General features: G+C 60.8%; 32 protein-coding genes. 16 read left to right on the top strand and 16 right to left on the bottom strand.

The window, feature by feature from the left end:
• Positions 1–31: 31 nt before the first annotated feature.
• The 14 genes from lpdA to mdh all read right to left on the bottom strand — a co-directional run bounded on the left by lpdA (position 32) and on the right by mdh (position 13,825).
• A complete protein-coding gene (gene lpdA / locus G3256_RS15505; RefSeq protein ID WP_169641685.1) occupies positions 32–1,420 on the bottom strand; it encodes a dihydrolipoyl dehydrogenase in 1,389 nt (462 codons plus the stop codon).
• A 116-nt stretch (positions 1,421–1,536) separates the two neighbouring features.
• Positions 1,537–1,950, bottom strand: a complete 414-nt coding sequence (locus tag G3256_RS15500) for an MAPEG family protein (RefSeq protein ID WP_169641684.1) — start codon at positions 1,948–1,950, stop codon at positions 1,537–1,539.
• A gap of 15 nt (positions 1,951–1,965) precedes the next feature.
• Positions 1,966–2,349, bottom strand: coding sequence for an MAPEG family protein (locus G3256_RS15495; protein WP_169641683.1), 384 nt, complete (start codon positions 2,347–2,349; stop codon positions 1,966–1,968).
• Positions 2,350–2,374: 25 nt separating this feature from the next.
• Complete coding sequence (locus tag G3256_RS15490; protein WP_169641682.1) at positions 2,375–2,950, bottom strand: hypothetical protein; 576 nt, start codon at positions 2,948–2,950, stop codon at positions 2,375–2,377.
• A gap of 2 nt (positions 2,951–2,952) precedes the next feature.
• Positions 2,953–4,518, bottom strand: coding sequence for a 2-oxoglutarate dehydrogenase complex dihydrolipoyllysine-residue succinyltransferase (gene odhB / locus G3256_RS15485; protein WP_169641681.1), 1,566 nt, complete (start codon positions 4,516–4,518; stop codon positions 2,953–2,955).
• A gap of 3 nt (positions 4,519–4,521) precedes the next feature.
• Positions 4,522–7,485, bottom strand: a complete 2,964-nt coding sequence (locus tag G3256_RS15480; protein ID WP_169641680.1) for a 2-oxoglutarate dehydrogenase E1 component — start codon at positions 7,483–7,485, stop codon at positions 4,522–4,524.
• The gene (locus G3256_RS15475; RefSeq protein ID WP_169641679.1) at positions 7,482–7,991 is read right to left on the bottom strand and encodes a DUF805 domain-containing protein; all 510 of its coding nucleotides are present in this window, start codon (positions 7,989–7,991) and stop codon (positions 7,482–7,484) included. The genes G3256_RS15480 and G3256_RS15475 overlap by 4 nt, the downstream gene beginning before the upstream one ends.
• Positions 7,992–8,193: 202 nt before the next feature.
• Positions 8,194–9,081: a succinate--CoA ligase subunit alpha gene (gene sucD / locus G3256_RS15470; RefSeq protein WP_169641678.1), complete on the bottom strand. Its 888-nt coding sequence runs from the start codon at positions 9,079–9,081 to the stop codon at positions 8,194–8,196.
• 15 nt (positions 9,082–9,096) lie between these two features.
• Positions 9,097–9,612 (bottom strand): hypothetical protein, encoded by a 516-nt coding sequence (locus G3256_RS15465; RefSeq protein ID WP_169641677.1) that lies wholly within the window; start codon positions 9,610–9,612, stop codon positions 9,097–9,099.
• Complete coding sequence (locus tag G3256_RS15460; RefSeq protein ID WP_169641676.1) at positions 9,612–10,094, bottom strand: hypothetical protein; 483 nt, start codon at positions 10,092–10,094, stop codon at positions 9,612–9,614. The genes G3256_RS15465 and G3256_RS15460 overlap by 1 nt, the downstream gene beginning before the upstream one ends.
• The gene (locus G3256_RS15455; protein WP_169641675.1) at positions 10,091–10,657 is read right to left on the bottom strand and encodes a hypothetical protein; all 567 of its coding nucleotides are present in this window, start codon (positions 10,655–10,657) and stop codon (positions 10,091–10,093) included. Before G3256_RS15455 ends, G3256_RS15460 begins: the two co-directional genes overlap by 4 nt.
• Positions 10,654–11,193, bottom strand: a complete 540-nt coding sequence (locus G3256_RS15450; RefSeq protein WP_169641674.1) for a hypothetical protein — start codon at positions 11,191–11,193, stop codon at positions 10,654–10,656. The genes G3256_RS15455 and G3256_RS15450 overlap by 4 nt, the downstream gene beginning before the upstream one ends.
• 3 nt (positions 11,194–11,196) lie before the next feature.
• Positions 11,197–12,390: an ADP-forming succinate--CoA ligase subunit beta gene (sucC, locus tag G3256_RS15445; protein WP_169641673.1), complete on the bottom strand. Its 1,194-nt coding sequence runs from the start codon at positions 12,388–12,390 to the stop codon at positions 11,197–11,199.
• A 475-nt stretch (positions 12,391–12,865) separates the two neighbouring features.
• Entirely contained in the window at positions 12,866–13,825 is a 960-nt protein-coding gene (gene mdh, locus G3256_RS15440) for a malate dehydrogenase (RefSeq protein ID WP_169641672.1), read from the bottom strand.
• Positions 13,826–13,971: 146 nt separating this feature from the next.
• Between mdh and G3256_RS15435 the strand changes: the two genes are divergently transcribed.
• Positions 13,972–14,727, top strand: coding sequence for a sulfite exporter TauE/SafE family protein (locus G3256_RS15435; protein WP_169641671.1), 756 nt, complete (start codon positions 13,972–13,974; stop codon positions 14,725–14,727).
• Between the two features lie 75 nt (positions 14,728–14,802).
• Here the strand turns inward: G3256_RS15435 and G3256_RS15430 are convergent, their stop codons facing one another.
• Together G3256_RS15430 and G3256_RS15425 are read right to left on the bottom strand one after the other, a co-directional pair.
• A complete protein-coding gene (locus G3256_RS15430) occupies positions 14,803–15,135 on the bottom strand; it encodes a hypothetical protein (protein ID WP_169641670.1) in 333 nt (110 codons plus the stop codon).
• A 28-nt stretch (positions 15,136–15,163) separates the two neighbouring features.
• Positions 15,164–15,463 (bottom strand): hypothetical protein, encoded by a 300-nt coding sequence (locus G3256_RS15425; protein ID WP_169641669.1) that lies wholly within the window; start codon positions 15,461–15,463, stop codon positions 15,164–15,166.
• Between the two features lies 1 nt (position 15,464).
• Between G3256_RS15425 and G3256_RS15420 the strand changes: the two genes are divergently transcribed.
• The 15 genes from G3256_RS15420 (at position 15,465) to G3256_RS15350 (ending at position 24,917) form a co-directional block, all read left to right on the top strand.
• The gene (locus G3256_RS15420) at positions 15,465–16,322 is read left to right on the top strand and encodes an HpcH/HpaI aldolase/citrate lyase family protein (RefSeq protein WP_169641668.1); all 858 of its coding nucleotides are present in this window, start codon (positions 15,465–15,467) and stop codon (positions 16,320–16,322) included.
• A 4-nt stretch (positions 16,323–16,326) separates the two neighbouring features.
• On the top strand, positions 16,327–16,884 hold the full coding sequence (locus G3256_RS15415; RefSeq protein WP_169641667.1) for an NnrU family protein: 558 nt from the start codon (positions 16,327–16,329) through the stop codon (positions 16,882–16,884).
• A gap of 15 nt (positions 16,885–16,899) precedes the next feature.
• A complete protein-coding gene (locus tag G3256_RS15410; RefSeq protein WP_169641666.1) occupies positions 16,900–17,103 on the top strand; it encodes a DUF1737 domain-containing protein in 204 nt (67 codons plus the stop codon).
• Positions 17,103–18,137 carry a MaoC family dehydratase gene (locus tag G3256_RS15405; RefSeq protein WP_169641665.1) on the top strand — a complete coding sequence of 345 codons (1,035 nt, stop codon included), beginning with the start codon at positions 17,103–17,105 and terminating at the stop codon, positions 18,135–18,137. Before G3256_RS15410 ends, G3256_RS15405 begins: the two co-directional genes overlap by 1 nt.
• Positions 18,138–18,183: 46 nt before the next feature.
• Entirely contained in the window at positions 18,184–18,597 is a 414-nt protein-coding gene (locus tag G3256_RS15400; protein ID WP_169641664.1) for a hypothetical protein, read from the top strand.
• Between the two features lie 121 nt (positions 18,598–18,718).
• The gene (locus G3256_RS15395) at positions 18,719–19,006 is read left to right on the top strand and encodes an NINE protein (protein WP_169641663.1); all 288 of its coding nucleotides are present in this window, start codon (positions 18,719–18,721) and stop codon (positions 19,004–19,006) included.
• A 20-nt stretch (positions 19,007–19,026) separates the two neighbouring features.
• Positions 19,027–19,272 (top strand): TM2 domain-containing protein, encoded by a 246-nt coding sequence (locus G3256_RS15390; RefSeq protein WP_206040754.1) that lies wholly within the window; start codon positions 19,027–19,029, stop codon positions 19,270–19,272.
• A gap of 56 nt (positions 19,273–19,328) precedes the next feature.
• Positions 19,329–19,991, top strand: a complete 663-nt coding sequence (locus G3256_RS15385) for a DUF1194 domain-containing protein (protein ID WP_169641662.1) — start codon at positions 19,329–19,331, stop codon at positions 19,989–19,991.
• 155 nt (positions 19,992–20,146) lie between these two features.
• Positions 20,147–20,533: a succinate dehydrogenase, cytochrome b556 subunit gene (sdhC, locus tag G3256_RS15380; protein WP_169641661.1), complete on the top strand. Its 387-nt coding sequence runs from the start codon at positions 20,147–20,149 to the stop codon at positions 20,531–20,533.
• A 12-nt stretch (positions 20,534–20,545) separates the two neighbouring features.
• A complete protein-coding gene (gene sdhD / locus G3256_RS15375) occupies positions 20,546–20,917 on the top strand; it encodes a succinate dehydrogenase, hydrophobic membrane anchor protein (RefSeq protein ID WP_169641660.1) in 372 nt (123 codons plus the stop codon).
• Positions 20,918–20,973: 56 nt separating this feature from the next.
• On the top strand, positions 20,974–22,779 hold the full coding sequence (gene sdhA, locus G3256_RS15370) for a succinate dehydrogenase flavoprotein subunit (RefSeq protein ID WP_169641659.1): 1,806 nt from the start codon (positions 20,974–20,976) through the stop codon (positions 22,777–22,779).
• On the top strand, positions 22,779–23,072 hold the full coding sequence (locus tag G3256_RS15365; RefSeq protein ID WP_169641658.1) for a hypothetical protein: 294 nt from the start codon (positions 22,779–22,781) through the stop codon (positions 23,070–23,072). The genes sdhA and G3256_RS15365 overlap by 1 nt, the downstream gene beginning before the upstream one ends.
• A 1-nt stretch (position 23,073) precedes the next feature.
• On the top strand, positions 23,074–23,790 hold the full coding sequence (locus G3256_RS15360; protein ID WP_169641657.1) for an FkbM family methyltransferase: 717 nt from the start codon (positions 23,074–23,076) through the stop codon (positions 23,788–23,790).
• Positions 23,787–24,116 carry a hypothetical protein gene (locus G3256_RS15355; RefSeq protein WP_169641656.1) on the top strand — a complete coding sequence of 110 codons (330 nt, stop codon included), beginning with the start codon at positions 23,787–23,789 and terminating at the stop codon, positions 24,114–24,116. Before G3256_RS15360 ends, G3256_RS15355 begins: the two co-directional genes overlap by 4 nt.
• A 21-nt stretch (positions 24,117–24,137) precedes the next feature.
• A complete protein-coding gene (locus tag G3256_RS15350; protein ID WP_169641655.1) occupies positions 24,138–24,917 on the top strand; it encodes a succinate dehydrogenase iron-sulfur subunit in 780 nt (259 codons plus the stop codon).
• Positions 24,918–24,920: the final 3 nt, after the last annotated feature.

Genomic DNA, 24,920 nt, shown 5'->3' with positions numbered 1-24,920 from the left:
ACATGCAGCAAGGATCGCAAACGACCCTCTGTTACATATGGATCGGGCCGTCGCCACAGGCCAGCGCCGCCTCGCGGACCGCCTCAGAATAGGTCGGATGCGCGTGACATGTCAGCGCGAGATCCTGCGCCGAGGCACCGAATTCCATCGCAACGCAGATCTCGTGAATGAGATCGCCCGCCGCCGGCCCGACAATATGTGCGCCCAGAATACGGTCGGTTGATTTGTCTGCGAGGATTTTGACAAACCCGTCGCCGGCAAAGTTCGCTTTGGCCCGGCCGTTGCCCATAAAGCTGAACTTGCCGACCTTATAATCGCGCCCGGTTTCTTTAAGTTCTTCCTCGGTGACCCCCACATTGGCGACCTCCGGATGGGTATAGATCACACCCGGGATCACGCCGTAGTTGACGTGCCCGTGCTTGCCGGCGATCACCTCAGCCACTGCCATACCTTCGTCTTCGGCCTTGTGCGCGAGCATCGGGCCTTCGATCACATCGCCTATGGCGTAGATGCCGGACACATTTGTCTGCCATTCTTTATTCACAGCGATCTGGCCGCGTTTGGTCATCTCAATTCCGAGCCCGTCAAGACCAAGCCCTTCGGTAAAGGGTTTGCGGCCCGTCGCCACCAGCACTGTGTCCGCATCGATCACGTGTTCGCTGTCGTCTTTGCGCAGTTTATAGATGACTTTTGCCTTTGTTTTTGTGGCTTCTGTCTTCTGAACGGCCGCGCCCATGATAAACTCAAGCCCCTGCTTTTTCAGCAGTTTCTGGAAGGTTTTCTGCACCTCGCCGTCCATGCCGGGCGTGATCACGTCGAGAAACTCCACCACAGTGACTTCCGAGCCCAGACGCGCATAGACCGAGCCCAGCTCAAGCCCGATAACACCCGCCCCGATGACCACCAGCTTTTTGGGAACCCTGCCAAGCTCCAGCGCGCCGGTGGAGGTCACGACGACCTTTTCGTCCACGTCGACACCGGGCAGGGAGGCAGGCTCGGATCCTGAGGCGATGATGATGTTTTTGGCCTCATGCGCCTCATCGCCCACCTTCACCTTGCCGGCTTCAGGCACGGAGCCCCAGCCTTTGAGCCAGTCTATCTTATTCTTTTTGAAAAGAAATTCGATGCCCTTTGTATTCTGCTCGATGGTGGTCTCCTTGTAGGAAAGCATCTGTTTCCAGTCGACCGACGGGCTTTTGCCTTTGAGGCCCATGGCCGCGAAATTGTGCTCGGCCTCGTGCAGCATGTGGCTTGCATGCAGAAGCGCTTTGGAGGGGATGCAACCCACATTGAGACAGGTGCCGCCCAGCGTATCACGGCCCTCCACACAGGCTGTTTTCAGGCCCAGCTGTGCACAGCGGATCGCGCAGACATAGCCGCCGGGGCCGGAGCCGATGATGATCACGTCATAACTTGCCATGGGTCTCTCCTTGGACAGAATTCAGGGTCTGCGGGCTGTGCACAACCTGTGCACCGAACGTGCACCGGGTGTGCACCAGAATTGCACAGGTCGTATTGTGCCGCATACTCACCCACTCAGATCAGCGCTGCAAGCAACATCAGGACGGTGGCCCCGAATCCGGCCATCCATATCAGCGAGCGCCAGGGGGTAAGCCCAAAGGCATAGGCCGGCACGTAGGCCACACGGGCGGCGAGATAAATCCACGCGCAGGCGGTGGTAAACGGGCCGGACTGGCCGCTGAGCGTGATAATCATCACCGCGATGGAAAAGAGGATCAGCCCTTCGAAGTGGTTGTTCAGCGCACGAAAAAGCCGCCCGGTGCGCGGGCTGACCTGGTCCTGCAGGGTCCTGCCGCCCATGCGCTGCGGATCACGCGGCGACAGCGTTTTGCCAGGCCCGAGCTCAAGATTGGCGGGCACGGCCATCAGCACATACTGCCCCACCTGCAACAGGGCCGCGAGGCAGAGAACGGTCAGTTCAGGGGTCATAGACAGGGCGTCCGGTCAGAGAGCCAGCAGGTAAAGAGCGGCCGTCGCAAAAAGGCCGGCAGTCCAGGCAAGGCTGCGCAGGCCTGTGATGCCGAAGGCGTAGCTCGGCAGATACACAAGCCGGGCAATCAGAAAGACCTGTGCGGCGAGAACCGAGGCACTGGTGGAGCTTTCCGTGACCACAATCAGCAGCACGGCAGGGGCAAAGAGAACCATCGCCGTGACCGAGTTGTTGAGCGCACGCTCAAGCCGGCCGGCGATGCCCGAGACGGTCCGCGCCTCGTCGCGGCTTCCCAGCAGGTACCCCATGCCAAGCTGTGTGAGCGCGCCGGTGGCCTGCAAAAGCAGGGTGACGATGACCAGCAGGCCATAAAGAACGAGCATTGTGATTTCGGTCATGGGGGTGTCTCCTTTGTTTTCGGTGTCAGGCCGGGCCTGGCGTTTCGGTTTCGTCCTGCAGACGGATCAGCATGCGCATGTCCCGGACAGCCATGACCCGGGCAAAGTGAAAAAAGACCATGCTCAGGACGATGCCGGGGACCTGAAAGAGCGCGGTACCATAGTCTCCGATCCAGGCCATGACGACAAGTTTCGCCAGCCAGGACAGCAGCATGATCATGAAAAGACCGCAGAAGAACTCAACTTTGGTATCCGTTCTGCGCAGCACCTCGCGCACAAATCCACTGTCGTCATCGCGTGCGGCCATGAGCATCCGGATGCGGCGCTTTTTCTGTTCTGTGGTGACATAAACAGGCGCCATGGTCGTGATCAGCTCTCCCACTGCATAGGCCGCAAACACTGACAGAAAGAGGACCATCGCGGCCCCGATACTGCCCAGTGGTTCCACGCTGTTCTGCGCCCAGTCAGTGACGGAAAAGCTGGCCCGGGCATTCAGGTCGCCGTGGACCTCGATGGCCGCATAAATCCCGACGAACCCGATGGAGACCACGGAGAAAACCCGTGGCCATTCCTTCGGGATATGGTCGAGAAGGGCGGGCACATCTACAGATCCATCAGCAGCCGGCGCGGATCCTCGAGCGCTTCTTTGATGCGCACAAGGAAGGTCACGGCACCCTTGCCGTCGACAATGCGGTGGTCATAGCTGAGGGCGAGATACATCATCGGGCGGATTTCCACCTTCCCGGCGATTGCCATCGGGCGGTCCTGGATTTTGTGCATGCCGAGGATGCCGGACTGCGGCGGGTTCAGAATGGGCGAGGACATCAGCGAGCCGTAGACGCCACCGTTGGAGATGGTGAAGGTGCCGCCCTGCATTTCCGCCATGCTGAGCTTGCCGTCGCGCGCACGCGCGCCTTTTTCGGCAATTGCCTTTTCAATGGCAGCAAAAGACATCGCATCCGCATCCCGGATCACCGGCACCACGAGGCCCGTCGGCGTACCGGCAGCAATGCCCATATGCACGAAGTTTTTGTAGACGATGTCCGTGCCGTCGATCTCGGCATTGACCTCGGGCACCTCGCGCAGCGCGTGACAGCAGGCCTTGGTGAAAAAGGACATAAAGCCCAGTTTCACGCCGTGCTTTTTGAGAAAGAGGTCTTTGTATTCGTTGCGCAGGGCCATCACCTCGGTCATGTCCACCTCGTTGTAGGTGGTCAGCATCGCGGCGGTGTTCTGGCTGTCCTTGAGGCGGCGCGCGATGGTCTGGCGCAGACGGGTCATCTTGACCCGTTCCTCGCGTTCCGCATCCGGGGCCGCGACCGGCGCACGCGGTGCGGCAGGCGCTGCGGGCGCACCGCCGCCTTTTGCGGCTGACCCGGCAGCGGCAATGGCGGCCTCCACATCTTCTTTCATCACCCGGCCGTCCCGGCCCGATCCTGTGACCTGATCGCGGGAAATTCCGGCCTCTGCCATGGCCTTTTTCGCCGAGGGGGCGTCTTCGGTGTCTTTGCCGCCAGAGGATGCCGCGGGGGCGGCGGGCTCGGAGGCTTCAGAGCTTTCCGGGGGGGCTGCCGCGGCACTGCCTTCGCCGGGGCTCATCACGGCCAGTTTGCCGCCGGCGCTGACGGTTTCGCCCTCCTGAGCAAGGATATCGGTGAGAGTACCGGCAGCAGGGGCAGGCACTTCGACGCTGACTTTGTCGGTCTCAAGCTCGCAGAGCATTTCGTCAGCCGCAACGCTGTCACCGACCTTTTTGAACCAGGTGCTGACCGTGGCTTCGCTGACGGATTCGCCCAGCGTGGGCACCATCACATCAACCGATCCACCGGCCTCTGATGCAGGAGCAGGGGCCGCGGTGCGCGCAGAGGACGCAGGCGCTTCTTCCTCTTTGGCGGATTCTTTGCCTTTCGGCGCGGCATCAGAGCCCGCATCGCCCTCGGAGATATTTGCCAGCAGGGCATCGACGCCCACGGTATCGCCTTCGGCAGCGACGATTTCGTCAAGTGTACCGGCGACGGGTGACGGCACTTCGACGGTGACCTTATCCGTCTCCAGCTCACAGAGCATCTCATCGACGGCAACGGTTTCGCCCGGCTTCTTGAACCAGGTGGCGACGGTGGCCTCTGTCACAGATTCGCCCAGCGTGGGCACGCGTACTTCGGTGGTCATGAGTTATTTCCCTTCAATGGTCAGCGCTTCGTTCACGAGCGCTGCCTGTTGTGCTTTGTGCTGGCTGGCGAGGCCTGTGGCAGGCGAAGCCGATGTGGCGCGGCCGACATAGCGTGGCCGGGTGTGTTTCGCTTTGATCCGTCCGAGAACCCATTCGATATTGGGCTCGATAAAGGTCCAGGCCCCCTGATTTTTGGGCTCCTCCTGGCACCAGATCACCTCTGCCTGTTTGAAGCGTTCCAGCTCTTTAACGGCAGACTGCGCCGGGAACGGATAGAACTGCTCCACCCGCAGCAGATAGACATCATCGATACCGCGCGCGTCGCGTTCTTCCAGCAGATCGTAATAGACCTTGCCCGCGCACATCACCACGCGTTTGATCTTGCCGTCCGCGACCAGTTTCGTGTCCGAATTGCCCTGCTGCGCGTCATCCCACATCAGCCGGTGGAAAGATGAGCCGGTGGTGAATTCTTCCGCCCTGCTGATCGCCAGTTTGTGGCGGAGCAGCGATTTCGGCGTCATCAGAATGAGCGGCTTACGGAAGCTGCGGTGGATCTGGCGACGCAGGATGTGGAAATAGTTGGCCGGTGTGGTGCAGTTGGCGACGATCCAGTTGTCCTGGCCGCACATCTGCAAAAACCGCTCAAGGCGGGCCGAGGAGTGCTCGGGCCCCTGACCCTCAAACCCGTGCGGCAGCAGACACACAAGGCCCGACATGCGCAGCCATTTGCTCTCGCCGGAGCTGATGAACTGATCAAACATGATCTGAGCGCCATTGGCGAAATCCCCGAACTGCGCCTCCCAGAGGGTGAGCGCATTGGGCTCGGCCATCGAATACCCGTACTCAAACCCGAGCACCGCGTATTCCGACAGCATGGAATCGATCACCTCATACTGCGCCTGGCCCTTTTTGATGTTGTTGAGCGGATAGTATCGCTCTTCGGTGTCCTGGTTGATGAGGGCGGAGTGACGCTGCGAAAAGGTCCCGCGCGCGCTGTCCTGGCCTGCAAGTCGCACCGGATAGCCTTCGGTCAGCAATGAACCGAAAGCCAGCGCCTCGGCTGTGGCCCAGTCAATGCCCTCGCCCTTTTCAAACATCTGCTCTTTGGCTTCGAGCAGGCGGCCCACTGTCTTGTGGATCGGAAAGCCGTCGGGGGCGGTGGAGAGCGCTTTGCCCACCTCGGCCATCGTGCCTTTGGCAATGGCGGTCTTGCCGCGCTGATAGCGTTTTTCCTTCATCTTATCGATGTGGGACCACTTGCCATCAAGCCAGTCGGCCTTGTTCGGGCGGTACTCCTTGCCGGCCTCAAACTCCTCGCTGAGGTGCGCCTGAAAGGCGGCTTTCATGTCTTCGATCTCGCCTTCGGGGATCAGCCCGTCGCGCACCAGACGCTCGGTATAAAGGCTCAGCGTGGTTTTGTGGCCCTTGATCTTTTTATACATGATCGGGTTGGTAAACATCGGCTCATCGCCTTCGTTATGCCCGAACCGACGGTAGCAGATGATGTCGATGACCACGTCTTTGCGGAACTTCTGGCGGAATTCCGTGGCCACTTTGGCCGCGTGCACGACCGCTTCGGGGTCATCTCCGTTGACGTGGAAAATCGGCGCCTCAACCACCAGCGCGTTGTCGGTGGGATAGGGTGAGGAACGTGAAAAGTGCGGCGCGGTTGTAAACCCGATCTGGTTGTTGACCACGAGATGCATCGTGCCGCCGGTTTTGTGTCCGCGCAGGCCGGAGAGCGCGAAGCATTCCGCCACCACGCCCTGGCCTGCAAAAGCCGCGTCCCCGTGCAGCAGGATCGGCATGCAGGAGGTGCGGTCCGGATCGTTGTTCTGGTCCTGTTTGGCGCGCGCCTTGCCCAGCACCACCGGGTTCACGGCTTCGAGGTGGCTGGGATTCGCCGTGAGGCTCAGGTGCACGGTATTGCCGTCGAACTCCCGGTCGGATGACGCGCCGAGGTGATATTTCACGTCGCCCGAGCCGTCCACATCCTCGGGCTTGAAGCTGCCGCCCTGGAATTCGTTGAAGATCGCCTTGTAGGGCTTGGCCATCACATTGGCGAGCACCGACAGGCGTCCGCGGTGCGGCATACCGATCACGATGTCCCGGACGCCCAGGGCGCCGCCGCGTTTGATGATCTGCTCCATCGCCGGCACGAGGCTTTCGCCACCGTCGAGACCAAAGCGTTTCGTGCCCATGTATTTCACATGCAGGAATTTCTCGAAGCCCTCGGCCTCCACCAGCTTGCTCAGGATCGCTTTGCGCCCCTCGCGGGTGAAAGACACTTCTTTGCCGAAGCCTTCGATGCGTTCTTTCAGCCAGCCGGCTTCTTCGGGGTTGGAGATATGCATGTACTGCAGCGCAAAGGTGCCACAGTACGTGCGTTTCACGATCGACAGGATTTCGCGCATCGAGGCAAGCTCGAGCCCCAGCACGTTGTCGATAAAGATCGGCCGGTCCATATCGGCCTCGGTGAAGCCATAGGATTTCGGATCAAGCTCGGGGTGTGGCGTCTGGTTGCGCATGCCCAGCGGGTCGAGATCGGCCACCAGATGGCCGCGGATCCGGTAGGCGCGGATGATCATCAGCGCCCGGATACTGTCGAGCACGGCGCGTTTGATCGCTTCTTCTGAGACCTCGACCTGCTGCTCACCGGCTTTGCCTTTGATGGCCTTTGTCACCGCTTTCACTTCGGGCTCCGGCGCCCATTCGCCGGTCAGTGCCGCGGTCAGATCATCGCCCGGTTGCGGTGGCCAGTCACTGCGCGCCCAGGACGGGCCGGCGGCTTCTTTTCTGACCGAGACCTCATCGTCTCCCATGGCTTTGAAAAACGCCTGCCATGCCTCATCGACGGCACCGGGGTCGGCGGCATAGCGCGCGTACATCTGTTCAAGATACTCGGCGTTATGCCCCTGCATGAAACTCGAGGCGTGAAACTGGTCGTTGGCGGGGTGGTCGGTCATGGGGTTACCTCATGTGGGTTAGGACCATAGGTGTTGGGGCCGGGTTGGGAGGGACGCGTGAGCCACCACAGAAAAACCAGGGGCGTCAGAGCCATTACGATCATCATCAGCGAGACAATGATGGCAGCGGGCCCCTCAAAAGGTGGTGTGCCGTCGCTGCCGGGCAAGAGTTCACCAAAACTGCCGGTGAGCGTGGCGATGGTGCCAAGACCGATCAGCACGAGCAGCGGATACAGAAACAGCAGTCCGGAACGCCCGCTGTCATGCATCCGGCGCCAGGCGACGGCAAGTCCGGGCAGGAATGTGATCAGGTTAAAAGTACCCGACAGGATCGTCGGCCCCTGATCCTCGCCGAACGCGCGGTTGAGTGTGTTCTCGAAAAGCCCGCTGATCAGGCCGCCGAGCAGGCAGAACAGAAAGAAAAACCAGTACTCTGCCCGGGATGCCCGGCCGGAAAATGTGGCATATTGCCGGAATGAACTTCTGACCGCTTCTGAGAAGGTCATATGAACAGACCTCCCGCCGGGCGGCCTCGCCGGGCAGCGCCTGACCTTCCCGTCGGGAAGGCGCTTTGCACCTCCCCGGGGTAAGGCGCTGTCCTCATTGGATGTGTCGCGCGCACCTGCATAAGGCTACCTAGGGGCGCCGCCCATTCGGACCTCAAACGCGCCACCGGAGCGCTTGCTTCACTTATGCCCGGACCGCGGCTCACCCCTTTTCAATCGCTTCCTTGACCGCTTCGCCCAGTGTCGCGGGGCTGTCAGCGACCACGATACCGGCAGCGCGCATGGCTTCGATCTTATCCTCGGCACCGCCCTTGCCACCGGCGACAATTGCACCGGCGTGGCCCATGCGGCGGCCCGGAGGGGCCGTGCGGCCTGCGATAAATCCTGCGGTTGGCTTCCAGCGGCCTTTCTTTTTCTCATCGGCAAGGAACTGTGCCGCGTCTTCTTCCGCAGAGCCGCCGATCTCGCCGATCATGATGATTGATTTCGTCTCGTCATCCGCGAGGAACATCTCCAGCACGTCGATATGTTCGGTGCCTTTGATCGGGTCGCCGCCAATGCCGACGGCGGTGGACTGGCCATAGCCCAGATCGGTGGTCTGTTTGACCGCCTCATAGGTCAGCGTGCCCGAGCGCGAGACCACCCCGCAGGAGCCGCGCTTGTGGATATGGCCCGGCATGATGCCGATTTTACAGGCGTCAGGGGTGATGACCCCCGGGCAGTTGGGCCCGATCAGGCGCGATTTCGAACCTTCAAGCGCGCGCTGCACCTTCATCATATCGAGAACCGGAATGCCTTCGGTGATGCAGACAATCAGCTCCATCTCCGCATCGATGGCCTCGAGGATCGAATCCGCGGCAAAGGGCGGCGGCACATAGATCACGCTGGCGTTGGCTTCGGTTTTCGCTTTCGCCTCGTGCACGGAATTGAACACCGGCAGATCCAGATGCGTCTGACCGCCTTTGCCCGGTGTCACACCGCCGACCATCTTCGTGCCGTATGCGATGGCCTGTTCGGTGTGAAAGGTGCCCTGACTGCCGGTCAGACCCTGGCAGATAACTTTCGTGTTTTCATTGATCAGTACGGCCATGGTGGTTCCTTTGACTTACATATTAATGACGACGGCACTGGTGCCGTCTGTGATGCATTCGCCGCTGTTGCCGGCGGCGGCATAGGTGATGGTGATCAGTTGCTGTGGGGCAAAGACCGAGAGCCCCGCACAGGGGGGCAGGGGAGCGCCCACGGGATGTTCCGGGCCGCCTGCGTGTACCTGCCCGGGGAAAAGCGACTGTGCCATGCGGCTGCCGAGGTCTCCGGCGGTTGCCAGATCGACAAGTGTGGACTGCACCGAACAGAAGCCCTGCGCCTGAGAGGTGCTGAACGCGCCGGTGACACCATCTGCGGCGAAAGAGGCATACCCGGCGTCGGGTCCGGGAGATACGCTGAAGCCCGCAGCGCCGAAAGCCTGCGGCAATGCCGTCTCGGTGCGGTAGTTCCGCAGACATATCTCAACAGCCAGCTGCATATTGTGGGCCGAAATCGTCCGCTGATCCTGTGCCGCGGCGGGGCCGGCCAGGGCCAGCACAACGGTCGCTGCGTAAAGAGGGAAGGCGCGCCGCATCACATCGCCTCCCATCCGGCGGGCAGCCGGTCAACAGCCATAAAGGTCTGATCGCCGCGCATGCCGACATGCACAACGGCCACGCGGCCGCGCAGCAGCTCGCGCCCTTCGATCAGGGCAGTGCCGGGCAGGGCGTCGTGCGTTTCCGGCAGATCAATCGCAAAGCCGAACACGGGCGGAGTGGCCATCTGAACCCGCAGCGCCTCGATGGCAGCGGGGGTATGCGCGCCGTCAAAGAGCACCTCGCACCGCCGCTCAATCAACATGGGCGTGCCCGGTGCGGGCTCCAGCGTTTTATCCCAGAAGGTCAGTGTAAACGGCAGCGGCGTGCCGGCCATCTGCTGCATCCTGTCGCGGGCCACTGTCGCGGTCTGCCCGGCTTTGAAACAGACGCTGTTGAAGGCGCTGATCGCCAGATCGGCACCGGCGGCCGCAGTCCCGGCACAAAGGCAGAAGAGAGCGCTGCAAAGTATGTGCCTCATGACGCCCCCGTTGCCTGCTGTACCTGCAGCGTGAGCCCGCCTGAGCGGATCATCAGCAGCGTTCGGATGGGTTTCGGGCCGAATGCACCGTCGATCACGAAAGCATATGGCGCGCCGAAATCTTCGCCGGCGCGAGCGTCGCCCGCCGGTTCGGCCTGCATTTCGCCGCCGGCGATCTGAAGCCCGTCGCTGTGACTGGCCAGCGCAATGAAAGCACCGGCAAGCTCGGTGTGGGTATCTCCCGGCTGCACATCATCGGTGACCAGACAGGTCAGATGCAGCCCGTCTGGCCGCCGCATCACTTCGATATATTCCGTTTTATCAAAGGTGGCCGCGACCCATTCATACATGCGGAACGTGCTGTCTTTCGTGCTCCAGCCTGCGGGGCGGTCTGCGGCTGTGTCATTTGCAATCGCGGCAAAAGGCGTCGCCGGATCGCTCAGCATCGGCGCGCACATCTGCAGATACCTCGTCCAGAGGCTGAGCAGGCGGGTCTGTGTATCCGCCACCGCAGGTGCTGCGTGAAGTGTGATCACAATGAGACAAAGAAGGCCGCGGATCATGACGCCCCCTCCGGCCGGTAATAGATCAGGGCGAAGTTGTTCCAGTCAACGTCCTGAACCCGCTCGGTCGCGATGATCGCGGGGCCGGGCACCGACCATGCCTGGCTGATCGAGCGGCCCAGCGGTGCCGGGTCGGTTTCCACAGCATCAGGAAACCGCACCGTCACATAGCGTTCGAACCGCTCGGTCTGGCCGGTGCGCGCGCGCGCCTGCACCAGACACATGTTCTCAGACACCGCTACCGCCGGCCGGGTATCATCGACGACGAAGGCCCGGGTGCCCGGGGTGCCCCGATCCGCCAGAGGAACATATCCCGCCCGCCGCAGCGCCGTTTCCCGCGCCGCCAGTCCCGAGGTCTCAACGCAGAAGCGTTCAAAGGTGCCGACCATCAGCGCCGGGCTGCTTTTCGGCACAAGGTTGGCCCGCCAGGTATTGTCGAGCTCCGTCACGTCAGCCGACCGGTCCCCCGTGGCGCATCCGCCAAGGAGCACGGCAGCGCTGGCAACAGCGCCGGGCAGAGGGCCGGAGCGGGTCACGCCTCAGCCCTTTACGGCTTTCACGATTTTCTGAGCACCATCCTTGAGATCGTCCGCGGCGATCACATCAACGTCGGAGTTGTTGATGATGTCCTTGCCCTGCTGCACGTTGGTGCCTTCAAGACGGACAACCAGCGGCACCTGAAGCCCGACCTCTTTAACCGCTGCCACAACCCCCTCGGCGATCACATCACAGCGCATGATGCCGCCGAAGATGTTCACCAGGATGCCTTTGACGTTGGGATCAGAGGTGATGATTTTGAAAGCCTCGGTGACCTTTTCCTTTGTTGCCCCGCCACCCACGTCCAGAAAGTTTGCAGGCTCCGCGCCATACAGTTTGATGATGTCCATGGTCGCCATGGCAAGGCCCGCGCCGTTCACCATACATCCGATTTCGCCATCCAGCGCGATGTAGTTGAGGTCGTATTTGGAGGCTTCGAGCTCTTTGCTGTCTTCCTCCGTGGTGTCGCGCAGCTCGGCGATATCCGCGTGGCGGTAGATCGCATTGCCGTCAAAGGCGACTTTGGCGTCGAGTACTTTGAGATCACCGCTGTCGGTCACGATCAGCGGGTTGATCTCCAGCATCTCCATGTCTTTTTCCATGAAGGCTTTGTAAAGCAGACCCATCAGGCCGACGCATTGCTTGACCTGTTTGCCCTCAAGCCCGAGCGAAAAGGCAATACGGCGCCCGTGGAAGGCCTGATAGCCGGTCGCAGGGTCAACAGAGAAGCTGAGGATTTTTTCAGGCGTGGAGGCTGCGACCTCTTCGATATCCATGCCGCCCTCGGTGGAGCAGACGAAACTCACGCGGCTGGTCTGGCGATCTACGAGCAGTGCGAGATAGAGCTCGGTTTCGATGCCCGAGCCGTCTTCGATATAGATCCGGTTTACCTGTTTGCCGACCGGGCCGGTCTGGTGTGTGACGAGCGTGCGGCCGAGCATCTTTTTTGCTTCCTCGGCGGCTTCCTCAACCGATTTGGTCAGGCGCACGCCGCCCTTCTCGCCGGCATCGGCTTCTTTGAACGTCCCCTTACCCCGGCCGCCCGCGTGGATCTGCGCCTTGACCACCCAGAGCGGGCCGTCCAGGGCGCCGGCTGCGGTTTTGGCTTCTTCGGCGCGAAGCACGACGCGTCCGTCAGAAACCGGTGCACCGTAGCTGCGGAGCAATGCTTTGGCCTGGTATTCGTGGATATTCATCGTTCTGGTCCCGTACTGATTGATCGGTTCTCTTGGGGCACTGCACCCCGTCAGACGCCGGAAGAAAACAGTTTTTCTCAGCAAACGGGGTATATGTCGGGGAAAAGCGATTTTTGTGATCACACGCTGAAAAACTGTGATCACAAGTGACCGAAGTAATGCCCCTGCGGGGTAAGAGCCGGGGAATCATTCTGTTTTCAGGTGGTTTCGCTCTGCCCACCGCCCGTGCGGACCGTTCCGGCCTGACCGCCAGAGCGTTTCCGAAGGGCGCTGGCCTCGTGCGGGAGGGATTTTTGCAGGAAACAAAAACGCCCTTCAGACCAGATGGACCTTCCCGGAACAACAGGCAGCAGATCGCCGCTGTGCATCCTCCGGGAAGCTCTGAGGCAGGGAGGTATCCGCGGCCCGGGATCATGGGCCATGCCTGAAAAAAAGGGCCCCGGAAATGCCCGGAGCCCTCAGGCATCACCCTGTCTCAGAGCGAGTTATCAATGCCTTTGCAGGCCTCGACCAGACCTTTGACCGCGTTCACGGAGTTGTCGAACATGGTCTGCTCGTCTTTGTTCATGCTGATTTCGACCACGCGCTCGATGCCGCCGGCACCGATGACTGTCGGAACGCCGACGTAAAAACCGTTCAGCCCGTAGGCGCCGTCCACATAGGCGGCACAGGGCAGAACGCGTTTCTGATCCTTGAGATAGCTCTCTGCCATTTCGATCGCGGAGGTCGCCGGTGCGTAGAAGGCCGACCCGGTCTTGAGCAGGCCCACGATCTCAGCGCCACCATCACGGGTGCGCTGGACGATGGCATCCAGTTTTTCCTGGCTCGTCCAGCCCATTTTGACCAGATCTGGCAGCGGGATGCCGGCAACGGTCGAATAGCGCACCAGCGGCACCATCGTGTCACCATGTCCGCCCAGTACAAAGGCGGTGACGTCTTTCATCGAAACGTTGAATTCGTCCGCAAGGAAGTGCCGGAAGCGCGCGGAGTCCAGCACGCCCGCCATGCCGCAGACCTTTTCATGCGGCAGACCGGAAAATTCACGCAGGGCCCAGACCATCGCGTCGAGCGGATTGGTGATGCAGATCACAAAGGCCTCGGGCGCATGGGCGGCAATGCCCTCGCCCACGGATTTCATGACCTTGAGGTTGATGCCCAGCAGATCGTCCCGGCTCATGCCGGGTTTGCGGGCAACACCGGCCGTTACGATGCAGACATCCGCGCCGGCGATATCCTCATAAGACTGCGTCCCGGACAAGGCTGCGTCGAATTTCGCCGACGGACCGCTTTCCGCGATGTCGAGGGCTTTACCTTCGGGGATGCCCTCGGCGATGTCGAACAGAACGACGTCGCCCAGTTCCTTGAGCGCTGCAAGGTGGGCGAGCGTGCCGCCGATCTGGCCGGCGCCGATCAGTGCGATTTTGGGTCTTGCCATTATTAAATGCTCCGCATGCGGTTGAAGTTCGCCACGTGCTACCCAATCGCAGCAACTTGCGCAAGTTCGGTTGCGGCAGGGCGACGATGCGCTGACGCAGCAGAGATTGTGGACTTCGGCAGGGTTTCGCGCCAGGAATGCGCAGCATGCTCTCGCTGGACCTCACATTTTTTCTCATAGCAGGACCGGCGGTCATTTTCGCCGGCATTTCCAAAGGCGGCTTCGGCTCCGGGGCGGCATTTGCCGCAGCAAGTATGCTCGCGCTGGTGATCGAGCCCGGGCTTGCGCTCGGAGTTATGTTGCCGCTGCTCATGCTGATCGATTTCAGCACGCTGCGACCTTACTGGCGAAAATGGAATGCCGAGGCCGCTTTTCTGCTGGTGCTGGGCGCGTTGCCCGGCGTGATGCTGGGGGCGGCACTTTATAAGGTCGCTGAGCCGGATGTCTTCCGGGTGCTGATCGGGGTGATTTCTGTGGGGTTCGTTCTGTGGCAACTGGCCACGCGGCGCGGTCTGCTGCGACCGGCGCCGGCTGTTCTGCCGCGCAGCGTCGGGGCGGTCGCCGGGGCAGTTGCAGGCTTTACCAGCTTTGTCAGTCACGCCGGCGGTCCGCCTGCGGCCGTGTATCTTCTGTCACTGCGCCTGTCGAAAACGGAGTTTCAGGCAACCACGGTGCTGGTATTTTTCGTGGTGAATATCTTTAAATTTGTGCCCTACGCATCTCTGGGCATGTTCACATCGCAGACGCTGACCGCAAATCTTGTGCTGGCGCCTTTTGCGCTTTTCGGGGCCTGGCTCGGTGTTCGTGCGCACCGGATCGTCCCGCAGGATCTGTTTTTTCTGGTAACGTATGTGCTTCTCACCGTGACCGGTGCGAAACTTATCTGGGACGGTCTGACCTGACGGGAGACACGGGTATCTTTGCTGAGAAACCGCCCGGGCCCGGAACATCATACCGGGCCGGAAGATCGCGCATGTTCAGGCGTCGTTGCCTTTGGCCGGGAGCGCTTCTGCAAGTGTCTCGAAAGACTGGCCTGAGGCCACAAGACAGGTCAGGCCGTTCGGCGTTGTCACTGTAATCGTCCATGTGCCGGTCTCATCGGAGGCGAACACCTCGATCACCGCGTTGTTTGCGCCCAGTCCCATTGACTGCCGGCTCTCGCCATACCCCTGTGCCAGACGATCAACGACCGCTTCGCGCGGGCCGCAGTTGCGCGTGTTCTGCGCGGATGCGTCCGTGACTGATGTGATCCAGAGAGCTGCCGCTGCCGTCAATGCGCCCAGGTGCAGAAGTTTTGATATGCGTGTCATACTTATGTCTGCCTTCATTCGAAAGGCGTCACCCGCTGTCATCACTGTGCCGGTTCCCGGCGATGACCGGGCGGCCCCGGTTCAAGAAATGGCGATTTTTCTGCCGCATGGTGAACAGCGCCTGTGCCGGTCTTCCGGCAGCAGAAAATACCGATGCCCTGACTATCAGCGACAGCCCTGAAATATTGGTTAACCGGCCGGGCGCAAAAGGTTGCATTTGATATTTGCTGCAATGCAGCGAAAGAAGGCTTGCGTTTCCGGAAAGAAAATGCGTCTTTCCACGCAATATTCTGTCGCGCAGCCTGCGCCATCTTTGCGGAGACGTCATTATGTCATCAGCCAGCCGCCCCCTGAGGTCTGTTCTCTATATCCCGGCCTCCCGGACCCGGGCCCTGGAAAAAGCGCGCGACCTGCCTGCGGACGCTATCATTTTCGATCTCGAAGATGCCGTCGCCCCTGATGAAAAAGAAGGCGCGCGCAGGACACTCGCAGAGGCGCTCGGTGCCGGTGGATACGGCCGGCGCCTGAAAATTGTGCGCATCAACGGGCTGGATACATCCTGGGGTGAGCAGGATGCGCGCGCCGCCGCACAAACGGACGCAGATGCCATTCTGCTGCCGAAGGTCAACAGCGCTGCTGACCTCGACAGGCTTGCCGGGGTATCACGTGTCAAACCACTCTGGGCTATGATGGAAACACCGCAGGGCATGCTGAATGCTGCGGAGATCGCGGCACATCCGCAGCTTGAGGGCATGGTGATGGGCACCAATGACCTCGCCAGAGACATCGGTGCGCGCTACCGGGCGGACCGTCTGCCGCTCATGAGCGGCCTCGGTCTGTGCCTGCTCGCGGCAAAAGCGCAGGGCAGGGCGATCCTCGACGGTGTTTACAACGCCTTCAGGGACGAAGACGGACTGAAAGCAGAATGCGAACAGGGTCGCGATATGGGTTTTGACGGTAAAACCCTGATCCACCCCGCACAGATCGCTGTCACAAACGACGCCTTTTCTCCGTCACCGGAGGATGTCGACCTGGCGACCCGTCAGATCGCCGCCTATGAGGCCGCGGTGGCCAAAGGTGAGGCGGTCGCGGTCGTTGACGGACGGATCGTCGAAAACCTTCATGTTGCCACGGCCCGCGAAACACTGGCAAAGGTGGAAGCGATAAACTCGATGAACGCGGAGTGAGCACATGATCTTTATCCTTGCCGGCCTGATCCTCTGGACGGGCGCACATTATTTCAAACGACTGGCCCCGGCGAAACGCTCAGGGCTGGGCACTGCAGGCAAGGGCGTCGTGGCGGTGGGGATCGTCGCGGGCCTGGTGCTGATGATCCTCGGTTATCGCGGCGCTGAATTTATCCCGGTCTGGTCGCCTCCCGCCTTCCTGATGCACGTGAACAATACGCTGATGCTCTTTGCGCTCTGGGTTTATGGCTCAAGTGCTGCAAAGGGGGCCAAGGCATGGCCTGCCTATAAGATCCGCCATCCGCAGCTGACCGGTTTCAAAATCTGGGCCGTTGCGCACCTGCTGGTGAACGGTGATCTTGCCTCGATCGTGCTGTTCGGCGGGCTGCTGGCCTGGGCTGTCGGAGAAGTCATTCTGATCAACAAAGCAGAGCCCGACTGGACACCGCCGGCGCGCGCAGGCATGGCGACACGGGTGCGGCTCGCCGTTATCACGCTGGTCCTTTACGGGCTGATTTCAGCGATTCACATCTGGCTGGGCGTCTGGCCCTTCCCTGCGTAACGGCGAGGTAGCCACATGAAGCTCTACCGGTTTTTGTCCGAAGAAGACACATCCGCCTTCTGTCACAAAGTCACGGAGGCGCTGAACAAGGGCTGGGAGCTGCATGGCAGCCCGACCCAGACCTGGGATCACGCCGCAGGGGTCATGCGGTGCGGTCAGGCGGTGATCAAAGACGCGCCCGGCACCTATAAACCGGACCTGAAGCTGGGGGCGCAGTGATGGCGGCGAAAACCAGCGCCGGGCGCTTTTTCGAAGATTATACACCGGGGCAGATCATTACACATGCGGTGCCGCGCACCGTTGGCACCGCAGAGCGGGCGCTTAACCATATGCTCTATCCCGCGCGGCACGCTCTTTATTCGTCTGACGAATTTGCGCGCAGTTGCGGGCTCAGAGCGAGCCCGCTTGATGATATGGTCGCGTTTCATGTGGTGTTCGGAAAGACGGTGCCGGATATCTCGCTGAACGCCGTGGCGAACCTCGGGTATGCCGGGGCGCGGTGGCTTTTGCCCGTCTGGCCCGGCGACACATTGCGCGCCGTCTCCGAAGTGATCGGTGTCAAAGAAAACTCCAGCGGGACATCAGGCGTGGTCTGGGTGCGCACCCGCGGACTGAACCAGCATGACGAAACCGTTCTGGAATATGTGCGCTGGGTCATGGTGCGCAAAAAAGACACCAGCGCCCCGGCGCCCGAAACGGTGATCCCGGATCTGGCCGCTGCTGTGCCCGCAGACCGGCTTGTGGTGCCGGAGGGCCTCGATTTCAGCAGGTATGATTTCGATCTCGCCGGAGAGCCGCACCGCCGGGGAGACTATGCGGTCGGCGAAAAAATCGATCACGTGGACGGTGTGACCATTGAAGAAGCCGAGCACATGCTGGCAACCCGCCTCTGGCAGAATACCGCAAAAGTGCATTTCGATGTGTCAGCGCGCCCGGACGGGACGCGGCTGATTTATGGCGGGCACGTGATCTCAATGGCCCGTGCGCTCAGTTTCAACGGGCTGGCGAATGCGCAGATGGTGGTCGGGCTCAACGCCGGCGTTCATGCAAACCCCTGTGTTGCAGGTGATACCGTCCGCGCCTGGTCCGAAGTGCTCGACAGGGCGGAAACGGCAGCCCCTGGCGTCGGTGCGCTGCGGCTGCGCCTCGTGGCGACCCGCGGCGGCCCCCCGTTTGAGCTGCGCGGCGAGGACGGGAAATATCTGCCCGATGTATTGCTTGATCTCGACTACTGGGCGCTGATGCCAATGTGAGTTAAGGTGACCCGGGGACACCGGTGTTCGGGGAGACACGAAGGGTATGCTGATACTCGCCGTCATGTTGAACTGTCTTGCGGCAGGCATGCTTTTTCTGGGGGCAGCACAATATACCCTCGGCTCGGTGCCGGCCGACTATCACGCTGAAATTCTTGAAAAAGAAGGCGTCGAACTCTCGCCTCACATGATCGGAATTCTGGCCTCGCTCTATCGCTCGCTCGCGGCGACGATGGCAGCGCTGGGTCTGATGATCCTGGTGCTCTCGCTGGGGCCTGTCGCGCAGGATGCCGTCTGGGCGCAGGGAATAGTGGCCATGGCGGGCAGCCTTTTTGCCGCCGCGGCCACACTCGGGCCGCTCGCGATTGAGGGTGAAACGGGCGTGCGCACCCCCTGGCGGGCCGGTCTCGCCTTCGGGGGCGTGATTTTTGCCGGGTTTTTCCTCGCCCTGATCGGCTGATACCCCCAGTGCAGTGATACTTTTACGCACCAGACCCTTTGGTGCCTCAGTTCCCGTGGTTGACCGGAGCGCGCCGACCGCGCTAGCCTCCGGGCTGCGGGGGCGCATCAGGACAGGCATCATGCAAACTGACATTTCCCCCAAAAGCTACGGCACGGCTGTTGCGCTTTGCGGCGTTTTCGGCACTGCGGGTATCCACCACTTTTACCTCGGCGATTTCTGGCATGGTCTGGCGGACCTGACCCTGCTGGTTCTTGCCATCATGTTCTTTGTTCAGGGTAACGACGGACTGGGGGTTGCCACATTGTTGGCAGACGGAATCCATACAATTGTTATCTTTTACCTGCTTATTACGGGTCAGTGGCGAGACGGCAAAGGTCGCATTGTCGCGATACCATCAACGACCTGATAACCGATAGGACAGTAACAATGACGATGACAATGAGCGACAATTCACCCCCCGTTGAGCAAAGCGATAAGAGCTTTGTCGCGGCCGTACTTCTGTGCTTTTTTCTGGGCCCCCTTGGCGTGCACCGCTTTTATCTGGGCAAGATTGGCACCGGCATCCTCTGCCTTGTGACCCTCGGCGGGCTGGGCATCTGGACTCTGATCGATTTCGTGCGCCTCGTGGTGGGCTCCATGAAAGACAAAAACGGTCTCCCGCTGCGCCGCTGAGAGGCGTTCACGTAAAATTCGGATGCATGGCGCGCGGACCGTTGTAGTCTCGCGCCATGTTTCGTTTCACCATTCCTGCCCTGTTCGCTGCTTTTGCTGCTCCGGTACAGGCATGCGGCCTTGCACTGGTGCTGGCTGTTGATGTTTCGGGCTCGGTTGACCCGGATGAATACCGGATCCAGATGCAGGGGCTGGCGGCAGCCCTGCGGGACGGCACCGTTGTGGATGCGCTGACCGAACAGCAGGCGATGCTTACCCTTATTCAGTGGACAGGGTCCTCGCGCCAGCGCCAGACGATCCCATGGACCACCATCCGGTCGGCCGGCGATGTGCAGGCCCTTGCCCAGGCCATCAGCGACGATAAACGCATCTGGCGCAACTTTTCCACAGCTGTGGGCGAGGCTGTTCTCGCGGCTGAAAAAGCCCTTGCCGAGGTGCCGCACTGTACCCGCAGGATCATCGATGTCTCAGGTGATGGAATCTCCAACGAAGGTGTGGACCCGGACACCCGCCGTGCCGCACTCGACAGGATGGGTGTTACGCTCAATGCGCTGGCGATCGAGACCGATGAGACAGACCTCACCGCATGGTTTTTCGAGAACCTTATCCACGGCGAGGGCGCTTTTGTTATCACTGCCAACGGGTTCGCGGATTATCCCGAACAGATCCGCCGAAAACTGCAGCGCGAGACAACCCGGCAGCTGAGTTTCCTCGAATAATGTGATCACAGCAGAATTGCGCGTGATCACAAACCCGGAAAAATGCGGAAAATTGCACGAACCGCGCCAAATAACCGCGCCCCTGCGGCCCCCTTGCACGTGACAAGCGCGCAATAAAGAGTACAAATAACGTCAGGGAACAAAAGGAATCTGACATGGCTGATGTGAACAGGGGCAATCGCCCGCTTTCACCGCATCTGACAATCTACCGCCCGCAGCTGACCTCGATGACATCTATCCTCACGCGGATCACCGGCAATGCGCTGCTGATCTCTGCGCTGCTTGTGGTCTGGTGGTTTCTGGCCGCTGCCACATCGCCTGAGTATTTTGCCGTCGCCGATGGCGTTCTGACCAGCTGGTTCGGCGATCTTGTCATGGTCCTGTCGCTCTGGGGGCTGTGGTATCACACGCTCGCAGGTGTGCGGCATCTTATCTGGGATCAGGGCGTCGGCCTTGATCTCGAAACCGCTTATAAACTCGGATACGCGGTTGTCGGCGGGTCGTTTCTGCTGACCCTGCTGACCATCGCGGTCGTGCGCTGAGGAGGGCCTGAGATGAGCTATCTGACAGACCGCAAACGCGCCACGGGCATGGGCTCCGCCAAATCCGGCACCGAACATCACTGGTCGATGACCGTGAGTTCCGCGGCCCTGCTGGTGCTGATCCCGCTCTTTATCTTCACCTTTGGTCCGATGCTGGGCGAGCCCCATGATGTCGTCACAGCGTATTTTGCCCGCCCGTTCCCGGCGATCATCGCAACGCTGACCATTCTGGTGACATTCAAACATTTTGCCGGCGGCGTTCAGGCGCTGATCGAGGATTACGTGCACGGCGGCGCGCAGAAAGTCGCGATGATCGCGATGACCTGCCTGTCCTGGGCTGCGGCGGCAACAGGGCTCTACGCGATGGTGCGTCTGGCTCTCTGAAATTCTGACGGGCGCCTTTTGCCGGCGCGCGCTGTCTCACATCCGGGAGAAATTCCATGGCTGCTTATGAATACGAAACACATGAATACGACGTCGTCGTCGTAGGTGCCGGCGGGGCCGGTCTGCGGGCGACGCTCGGCATGGCCGAACAGGGTCTGCGCACCGCCTGTGTGACCAAAGTCTTTCCGACACGCTCGCATACCGTGGCCGCCCAGGGCGGCATCGCGGCATCACTGTCGAACATGGGGCCCGACAACTGGCAGTGGCATATGTATGACACCGTGAAAGGCTCCGACTGGCTGGGCGATACCGATGCGATGGAATACCTCGCCCGGGAAGCACCAAAGGCGGTTTATGAGCTCGAACACTACGGTGTGCCCTTCTCGCGCACCGAAGAGGGCAAAATCTACCAGCGCCCCTTTGGCGGCCACACAACCGAGTTCGGCGAAGGCCCCGCGGTGCAGCGGACCTGCGCCGCTGCAGATCGCACCGGTCACGCTATTCTGCACACGCTTTACGGCCAGTCGCTGAAAAACAACGCGGAGTTCTATATTGAATACTTCGCCATCGACCTGATCATGTCCGAAGACGGTGTCTGTCAGGGCGTGCTGTGCTGGAAGCTGGATGACGGCACGCTGCACCTGTTCGCCTCCAAGATGGTCGTGCTGGCCACCGGCGGCTATGGCCGGGCCTATTTCTCGGCGACCTCTGCACATACCTGCACAGGCGATGGTGGCGGCATGACGGCCCGGGCCGGTCTGCCGCTGCAGGATATGGAATTCGTACAGTTCCACCCCACCGGTATCTACGGCGCCGGCTGTCTGATCACCGAAGGCGCACGCGGCGAGGGCGGCTATCTGACGAACTCGGAAGGCGAGCGGTTCATGGAGCGCTATGCCCCGAATTACAAGGATCTGGCACCGCGCGATTATGTTTCGCGCTGTATGACCATGGAAATCCGCGAAGGCCGGGGTGTTGGCACGAACGGCGACCACATCCACCTCAATCTCAACCACCTGCCACCTGAGACGCTGAAACTGCGCCTGCCGGGCATCTCGGAATCCGCGCGGATCTTTGCGGGGGTAAACCTCAACAAGGAGCCGATCCCTGTGCTCCCGACTGTGCACTATAATATGGGCGGTATCCCCACGAACTACTGGGGCGAGGTGCTGGCCCCGACAAAGGATGACCCGGACCGCGTTTCACCCGGCCTCATGGCTGTGGGTGAGGCGGGCTGTGCCTCCGTACATGGCGCCAACCGGCTGGGCTCGAACTCGCTCATTGACCTTGTGGTCTTTGGCCGGGCCGCGGCCATACGAGCAGGCAAAATCGTCGATCCCGAGAGCGCTGTGCCGACGCCCAACGAGGCCTCGGTCAAAGCCGCACTCGACCGGTTCGACAACACCCGCTACTCCAAAGGCCACACACCCACGGCGGAACTGCGTCTCGAAATGCAGCAGACCATGCAGAAAGACGCAGCTGTCTTTCGCGCCAATGAGACCCTCGCCGAGGGCAAAAAGGCGATGGATGAGGTTGCCGGTAAATATACCGATGTGGGCGTCACCGACCGCAGCCTGGTGTGGAACTCCGACCTGATGGAGACACTGGAACTGGCCAACCTGATCCCCAATGCGGTGGCAACAATTACCGCCGCCGAGGCGCGCAAGGAAAGCCGCGGCGCGCATGCCCACGAGGACCACCCCGAGCGCGATGACGAGAACTGGCGCAAGCACTCGCTGATCTGGTTCAAAGGCAACAAAGCCTCGCTCGGCTATCGCGGCGTTCACGAACAGCCGCTGACCAGCCACAATGACGGTGGTATTGATCCTAAGAAAATCGCCCCGAAACAAAGGACTTTCTGATGCAGACACTGAAAAAGATAACAGCCGCGGCCCTTTCTGCGGCCATGATTATGGCAACCGCACCCGCAGCACTGGCGGACGGCCCGAGCGGCACGACCACGGGCAAAGGCGGCTCGGCACATGCAGGTACAGCCTGGAACAACTGCCCCTGGGACCAGCGCGGCATGTACCGTGGCAGCCTTTACTGCCGCGTGCCGGTTTACGGCACCGTCAGCCGCAGCCATCCGCATTGCCCGCCGCAGTTTTACACAACGATGTATCGCGGCAGCCTCTATTGCTTCCCGAACCGCTGATGTGACGCGCGAAGGCCCGGATACGCTCAGACAGATGCGCCGGACCCTCCGGTCGGAGGGGATGGTCGTTCAGCCTGTCAAAACCCGCGCACCTTATGTCAAAGGCTACGGGTTCACGCCCGAAGTCGTCTTTGACGTCGGTGTCGGCAGCGGCACGCCCTGGCTTTACCGGTCCTTCCCCGACGCGCGTTTCGTGCTGATCGATCCTCAGGAAAGCTGTGCTGCGATGGTGCGCGAAAAGGGGGTTCAGACCGAATTTCATTTTCACGCAGTGGCGGCCGGTGCGCAGGAAGGTCAGGCCGATCTCATCGTGCCCTGGTCCGGCAAAGGCTGCGAGGTCGAAATGGCCAGCCTTCTGAAACGCACGGACAAGTTGTCGAAAAGCTTTGTGCGCACAGACAAACAACCGGTCCAGGTCCGTCCCCTCGATCAGATCGCCCGCGGATATCCGGGCCGTGCGGGCCTCAAGATCGACACCGAAGGCTACGATATCGAGGTGCTGCGCGGTGCGCCGGAAACCCTGGCGCGGTGCGAATTCGTGATCATGGAACTGTCGCTCAGCCATCGCTTCGACGGGATCAGCGCACCCTCTGATGCCGTGGCACTTCTGAAAGACGCCGGTCTTGAACTGCGCGATGTGCTCAGTATCGCGTCCGGCCCCGGCAAACGCGCGCGGCCAAGATATATGAACGTACTTTTCACAAGGTGGGCCCAATGACCCGACTGCTACTGCTGCTTTCTCTCGTCCTCGCTGCCTGCACACCCGTGCAGCAGGCCACAGATCAGGCCGGACGGAGTACTGCGAAAACCATTCTGCCCGAGACGCTTGCGATTTATTTTCCGCAGGTGCCCAAGCAGTTCTTTCAGCCTTTCACCGACTGCATCGTGGACAATGCCGATGCAAGTGAGGTCCAGTCCCTGGCCGCGGATGCCGTGACCGGAACCGATCAGGGCACCGCCGACACAGTGCGCGCCATTCTCGCGCGTTCTTCAACCCAGCAATGCCTTGCCGCTGCCGTCCCCGGCACGGCGGTACCCCTCTGACTTCAGGACAGGAGACCCGATATGGTTCAACTGACGCTCCCGAAAAACTCCCGCATGACAAAGGGCAAGACCTGGCCCAGGCCCGAAGGGGCGAATAATCTGCGGACGTTCTCGATCTACCGCTGGAACCCCGATGACGGGGAGAATCCGCGGGTGGACACGTATTTTGTGGACATGGACACCTGTGGCCCGATGATCCTTGATGCGCTGATCAAGATCAAAAACGAGATTGACCCCACGCTGACCTTCCGCCGCTCCTGCCGCGAAGGGATCTGCGGATCCTGTGCGATGAACATCGACGGGATCAACACGCTGGCCTGTATCTATGGCATGGACGAGATCAAAGGCGAGGTCAAAATCTACCCGCTGCCGCATATGCCGGTGGTCAAGGACCTGATCCCGGATCTTACCCATTTCTATGCACAGCATGCCTCGATCATGCCATGGCTTGAGACCAAAACGAACCGTCCCGCCAAAGAGTGGCGGCAGTCGATTGAAGACCGCAAAAAGCTCGACGGGCTTTATGAGTGTGTGATGTGCGCTTCCTGCTCGACCGCCTGTCCGAGTTACTGGTGGAACGGCGACCGCTATCTTGGACCGGCCGCACTTCTGCATGCCTATCGCTGGATCATCGACAGCCGCGACGAGGCAACAGGCGAGCGGCTTGATGATCTGGAAGATCCGTTCAAGCTCTATCGTTGCCATACGATCATGAACTGCGCCAAGACCTGTCCAAAGGGTCTGAACCCCGCCGAGGCAATCGCGAACATCAAAAAGATGATGGTCGAGCGCCGGGTCTGAGGG

The sequence above is a fragment of the Roseobacter ponti genome (assembly GCF_012932215.1).
Lineage (GTDB): Bacteria > Pseudomonadota > Alphaproteobacteria > Rhodobacterales > Rhodobacteraceae > Roseobacter > Roseobacter ponti.
The sequence above is the reverse complement of the archived record's forward strand: the minus strand, read 5'-3'. Positions and strand labels throughout refer to the sequence as shown.

What these genes read in the sequence shown, in the direction of transcription:
- lpdA (WP_169641685.1), bottom strand. Translation starts at nt 1,420, where the DNA reads ATGGCAAGTTATGACGTGATCATCATCGGCTCCGGCCCCGGCGGCTAT.
- G3256_RS15500 (WP_169641684.1), bottom strand. Translation starts at nt 1,950, where the DNA reads ATGACCCCTGAACTGACCGTTCTCTGCCTCGCGGCCCTGTTGCAGGTG.
- G3256_RS15495 (WP_169641683.1), bottom strand. Translation starts at nt 2,349, where the DNA reads ATGACCGAAATCACAATGCTCGTTCTTTATGGCCTGCTGGTCATCGTC.
- odhB (WP_169641681.1), bottom strand. Translation starts at nt 4,518, where the DNA reads ATGACCACCGAAGTACGCGTGCCCACGCTGGGCGAATCTGTGACAGAG.
- G3256_RS15480 (WP_169641680.1), bottom strand. Translation starts at nt 7,485, where the DNA reads ATGACCGACCACCCCGCCAACGACCAGTTTCACGCCTCGAGTTTCATG.
- G3256_RS15475 (WP_169641679.1), bottom strand. Translation starts at nt 7,991, where the DNA reads ATGACCTTCTCAGAAGCGGTCAGAAGTTCATTCCGGCAATATGCCACA.
- sucD (WP_169641678.1), bottom strand. Translation starts at nt 9,081, where the DNA reads ATGGCCGTACTGATCAATGAAAACACGAAAGTTATCTGCCAGGGTCTG.
- G3256_RS15465 (WP_169641677.1), bottom strand. Translation starts at nt 9,612, where the DNA reads ATGCGGCGCGCCTTCCCTCTTTACGCAGCGACCGTTGTGCTGGCCCTG.
- G3256_RS15460 (WP_169641676.1), bottom strand. Translation starts at nt 10,094, where the DNA reads ATGAGGCACATACTTTGCAGCGCTCTCTTCTGCCTTTGTGCCGGGACT.
- G3256_RS15455 (WP_169641675.1), bottom strand. Translation starts at nt 10,657, where the DNA reads ATGATCCGCGGCCTTCTTTGTCTCATTGTGATCACACTTCACGCAGCA.
- sucC (WP_169641673.1), bottom strand. Translation starts at nt 12,390, where the DNA reads ATGAATATCCACGAATACCAGGCCAAAGCATTGCTCCGCAGCTACGGT.
- mdh (WP_169641672.1), bottom strand. Translation starts at nt 13,825, where the DNA reads ATGGCAAGACCCAAAATCGCACTGATCGGCGCCGGCCAGATCGGCGGC.
- G3256_RS15435 (WP_169641671.1), top strand. Translation starts at nt 13,972, where the DNA reads ATGCTCTCGCTGGACCTCACATTTTTTCTCATAGCAGGACCGGCGGTC.
- G3256_RS15430 (WP_169641670.1), bottom strand. Translation starts at nt 15,135, where the DNA reads ATGACACGCATATCAAAACTTCTGCACCTGGGCGCATTGACGGCAGCG.
- G3256_RS15425 (WP_169641669.1), bottom strand. Translation starts at nt 15,463, where the DNA reads ATGACGTCTCCGCAAAGATGGCGCAGGCTGCGCGACAGAATATTGCGT.
- G3256_RS15420 (WP_169641668.1), top strand. Translation starts at nt 15,465, where the DNA reads ATGTCATCAGCCAGCCGCCCCCTGAGGTCTGTTCTCTATATCCCGGCC.
- G3256_RS15415 (WP_169641667.1), top strand. Translation starts at nt 16,327, where the DNA reads ATGATCTTTATCCTTGCCGGCCTGATCCTCTGGACGGGCGCACATTAT.
- G3256_RS15410 (WP_169641666.1), top strand. Translation starts at nt 16,900, where the DNA reads ATGAAGCTCTACCGGTTTTTGTCCGAAGAAGACACATCCGCCTTCTGT.
- G3256_RS15405 (WP_169641665.1), top strand. Translation starts at nt 17,103, where the DNA reads ATGGCGGCGAAAACCAGCGCCGGGCGCTTTTTCGAAGATTATACACCG.
- G3256_RS15400 (WP_169641664.1), top strand. Translation starts at nt 18,184, where the DNA reads ATGCTGATACTCGCCGTCATGTTGAACTGTCTTGCGGCAGGCATGCTT.
- G3256_RS15395 (WP_169641663.1), top strand. Translation starts at nt 18,719, where the DNA reads ATGCAAACTGACATTTCCCCCAAAAGCTACGGCACGGCTGTTGCGCTT.
- G3256_RS15390 (WP_206040754.1), top strand. Translation starts at nt 19,027, where the DNA reads ATGACGATGACAATGAGCGACAATTCACCCCCCGTTGAGCAAAGCGAT.
- G3256_RS15385 (WP_169641662.1), top strand. Translation starts at nt 19,329, where the DNA reads ATGTTTCGTTTCACCATTCCTGCCCTGTTCGCTGCTTTTGCTGCTCCG.
- sdhC (WP_169641661.1), top strand. Translation starts at nt 20,147, where the DNA reads ATGGCTGATGTGAACAGGGGCAATCGCCCGCTTTCACCGCATCTGACA.
- sdhD (WP_169641660.1), top strand. Translation starts at nt 20,546, where the DNA reads ATGAGCTATCTGACAGACCGCAAACGCGCCACGGGCATGGGCTCCGCC.
- sdhA (WP_169641659.1), top strand. Translation starts at nt 20,974, where the DNA reads ATGGCTGCTTATGAATACGAAACACATGAATACGACGTCGTCGTCGTA.
- G3256_RS15365 (WP_169641658.1), top strand. Translation starts at nt 22,779, where the DNA reads ATGCAGACACTGAAAAAGATAACAGCCGCGGCCCTTTCTGCGGCCATG.
- G3256_RS15355 (WP_169641656.1), top strand. Translation starts at nt 23,787, where the DNA reads ATGACCCGACTGCTACTGCTGCTTTCTCTCGTCCTCGCTGCCTGCACA.
- G3256_RS15350 (WP_169641655.1), top strand. Translation starts at nt 24,138, where the DNA reads ATGGTTCAACTGACGCTCCCGAAAAACTCCCGCATGACAAAGGGCAAG.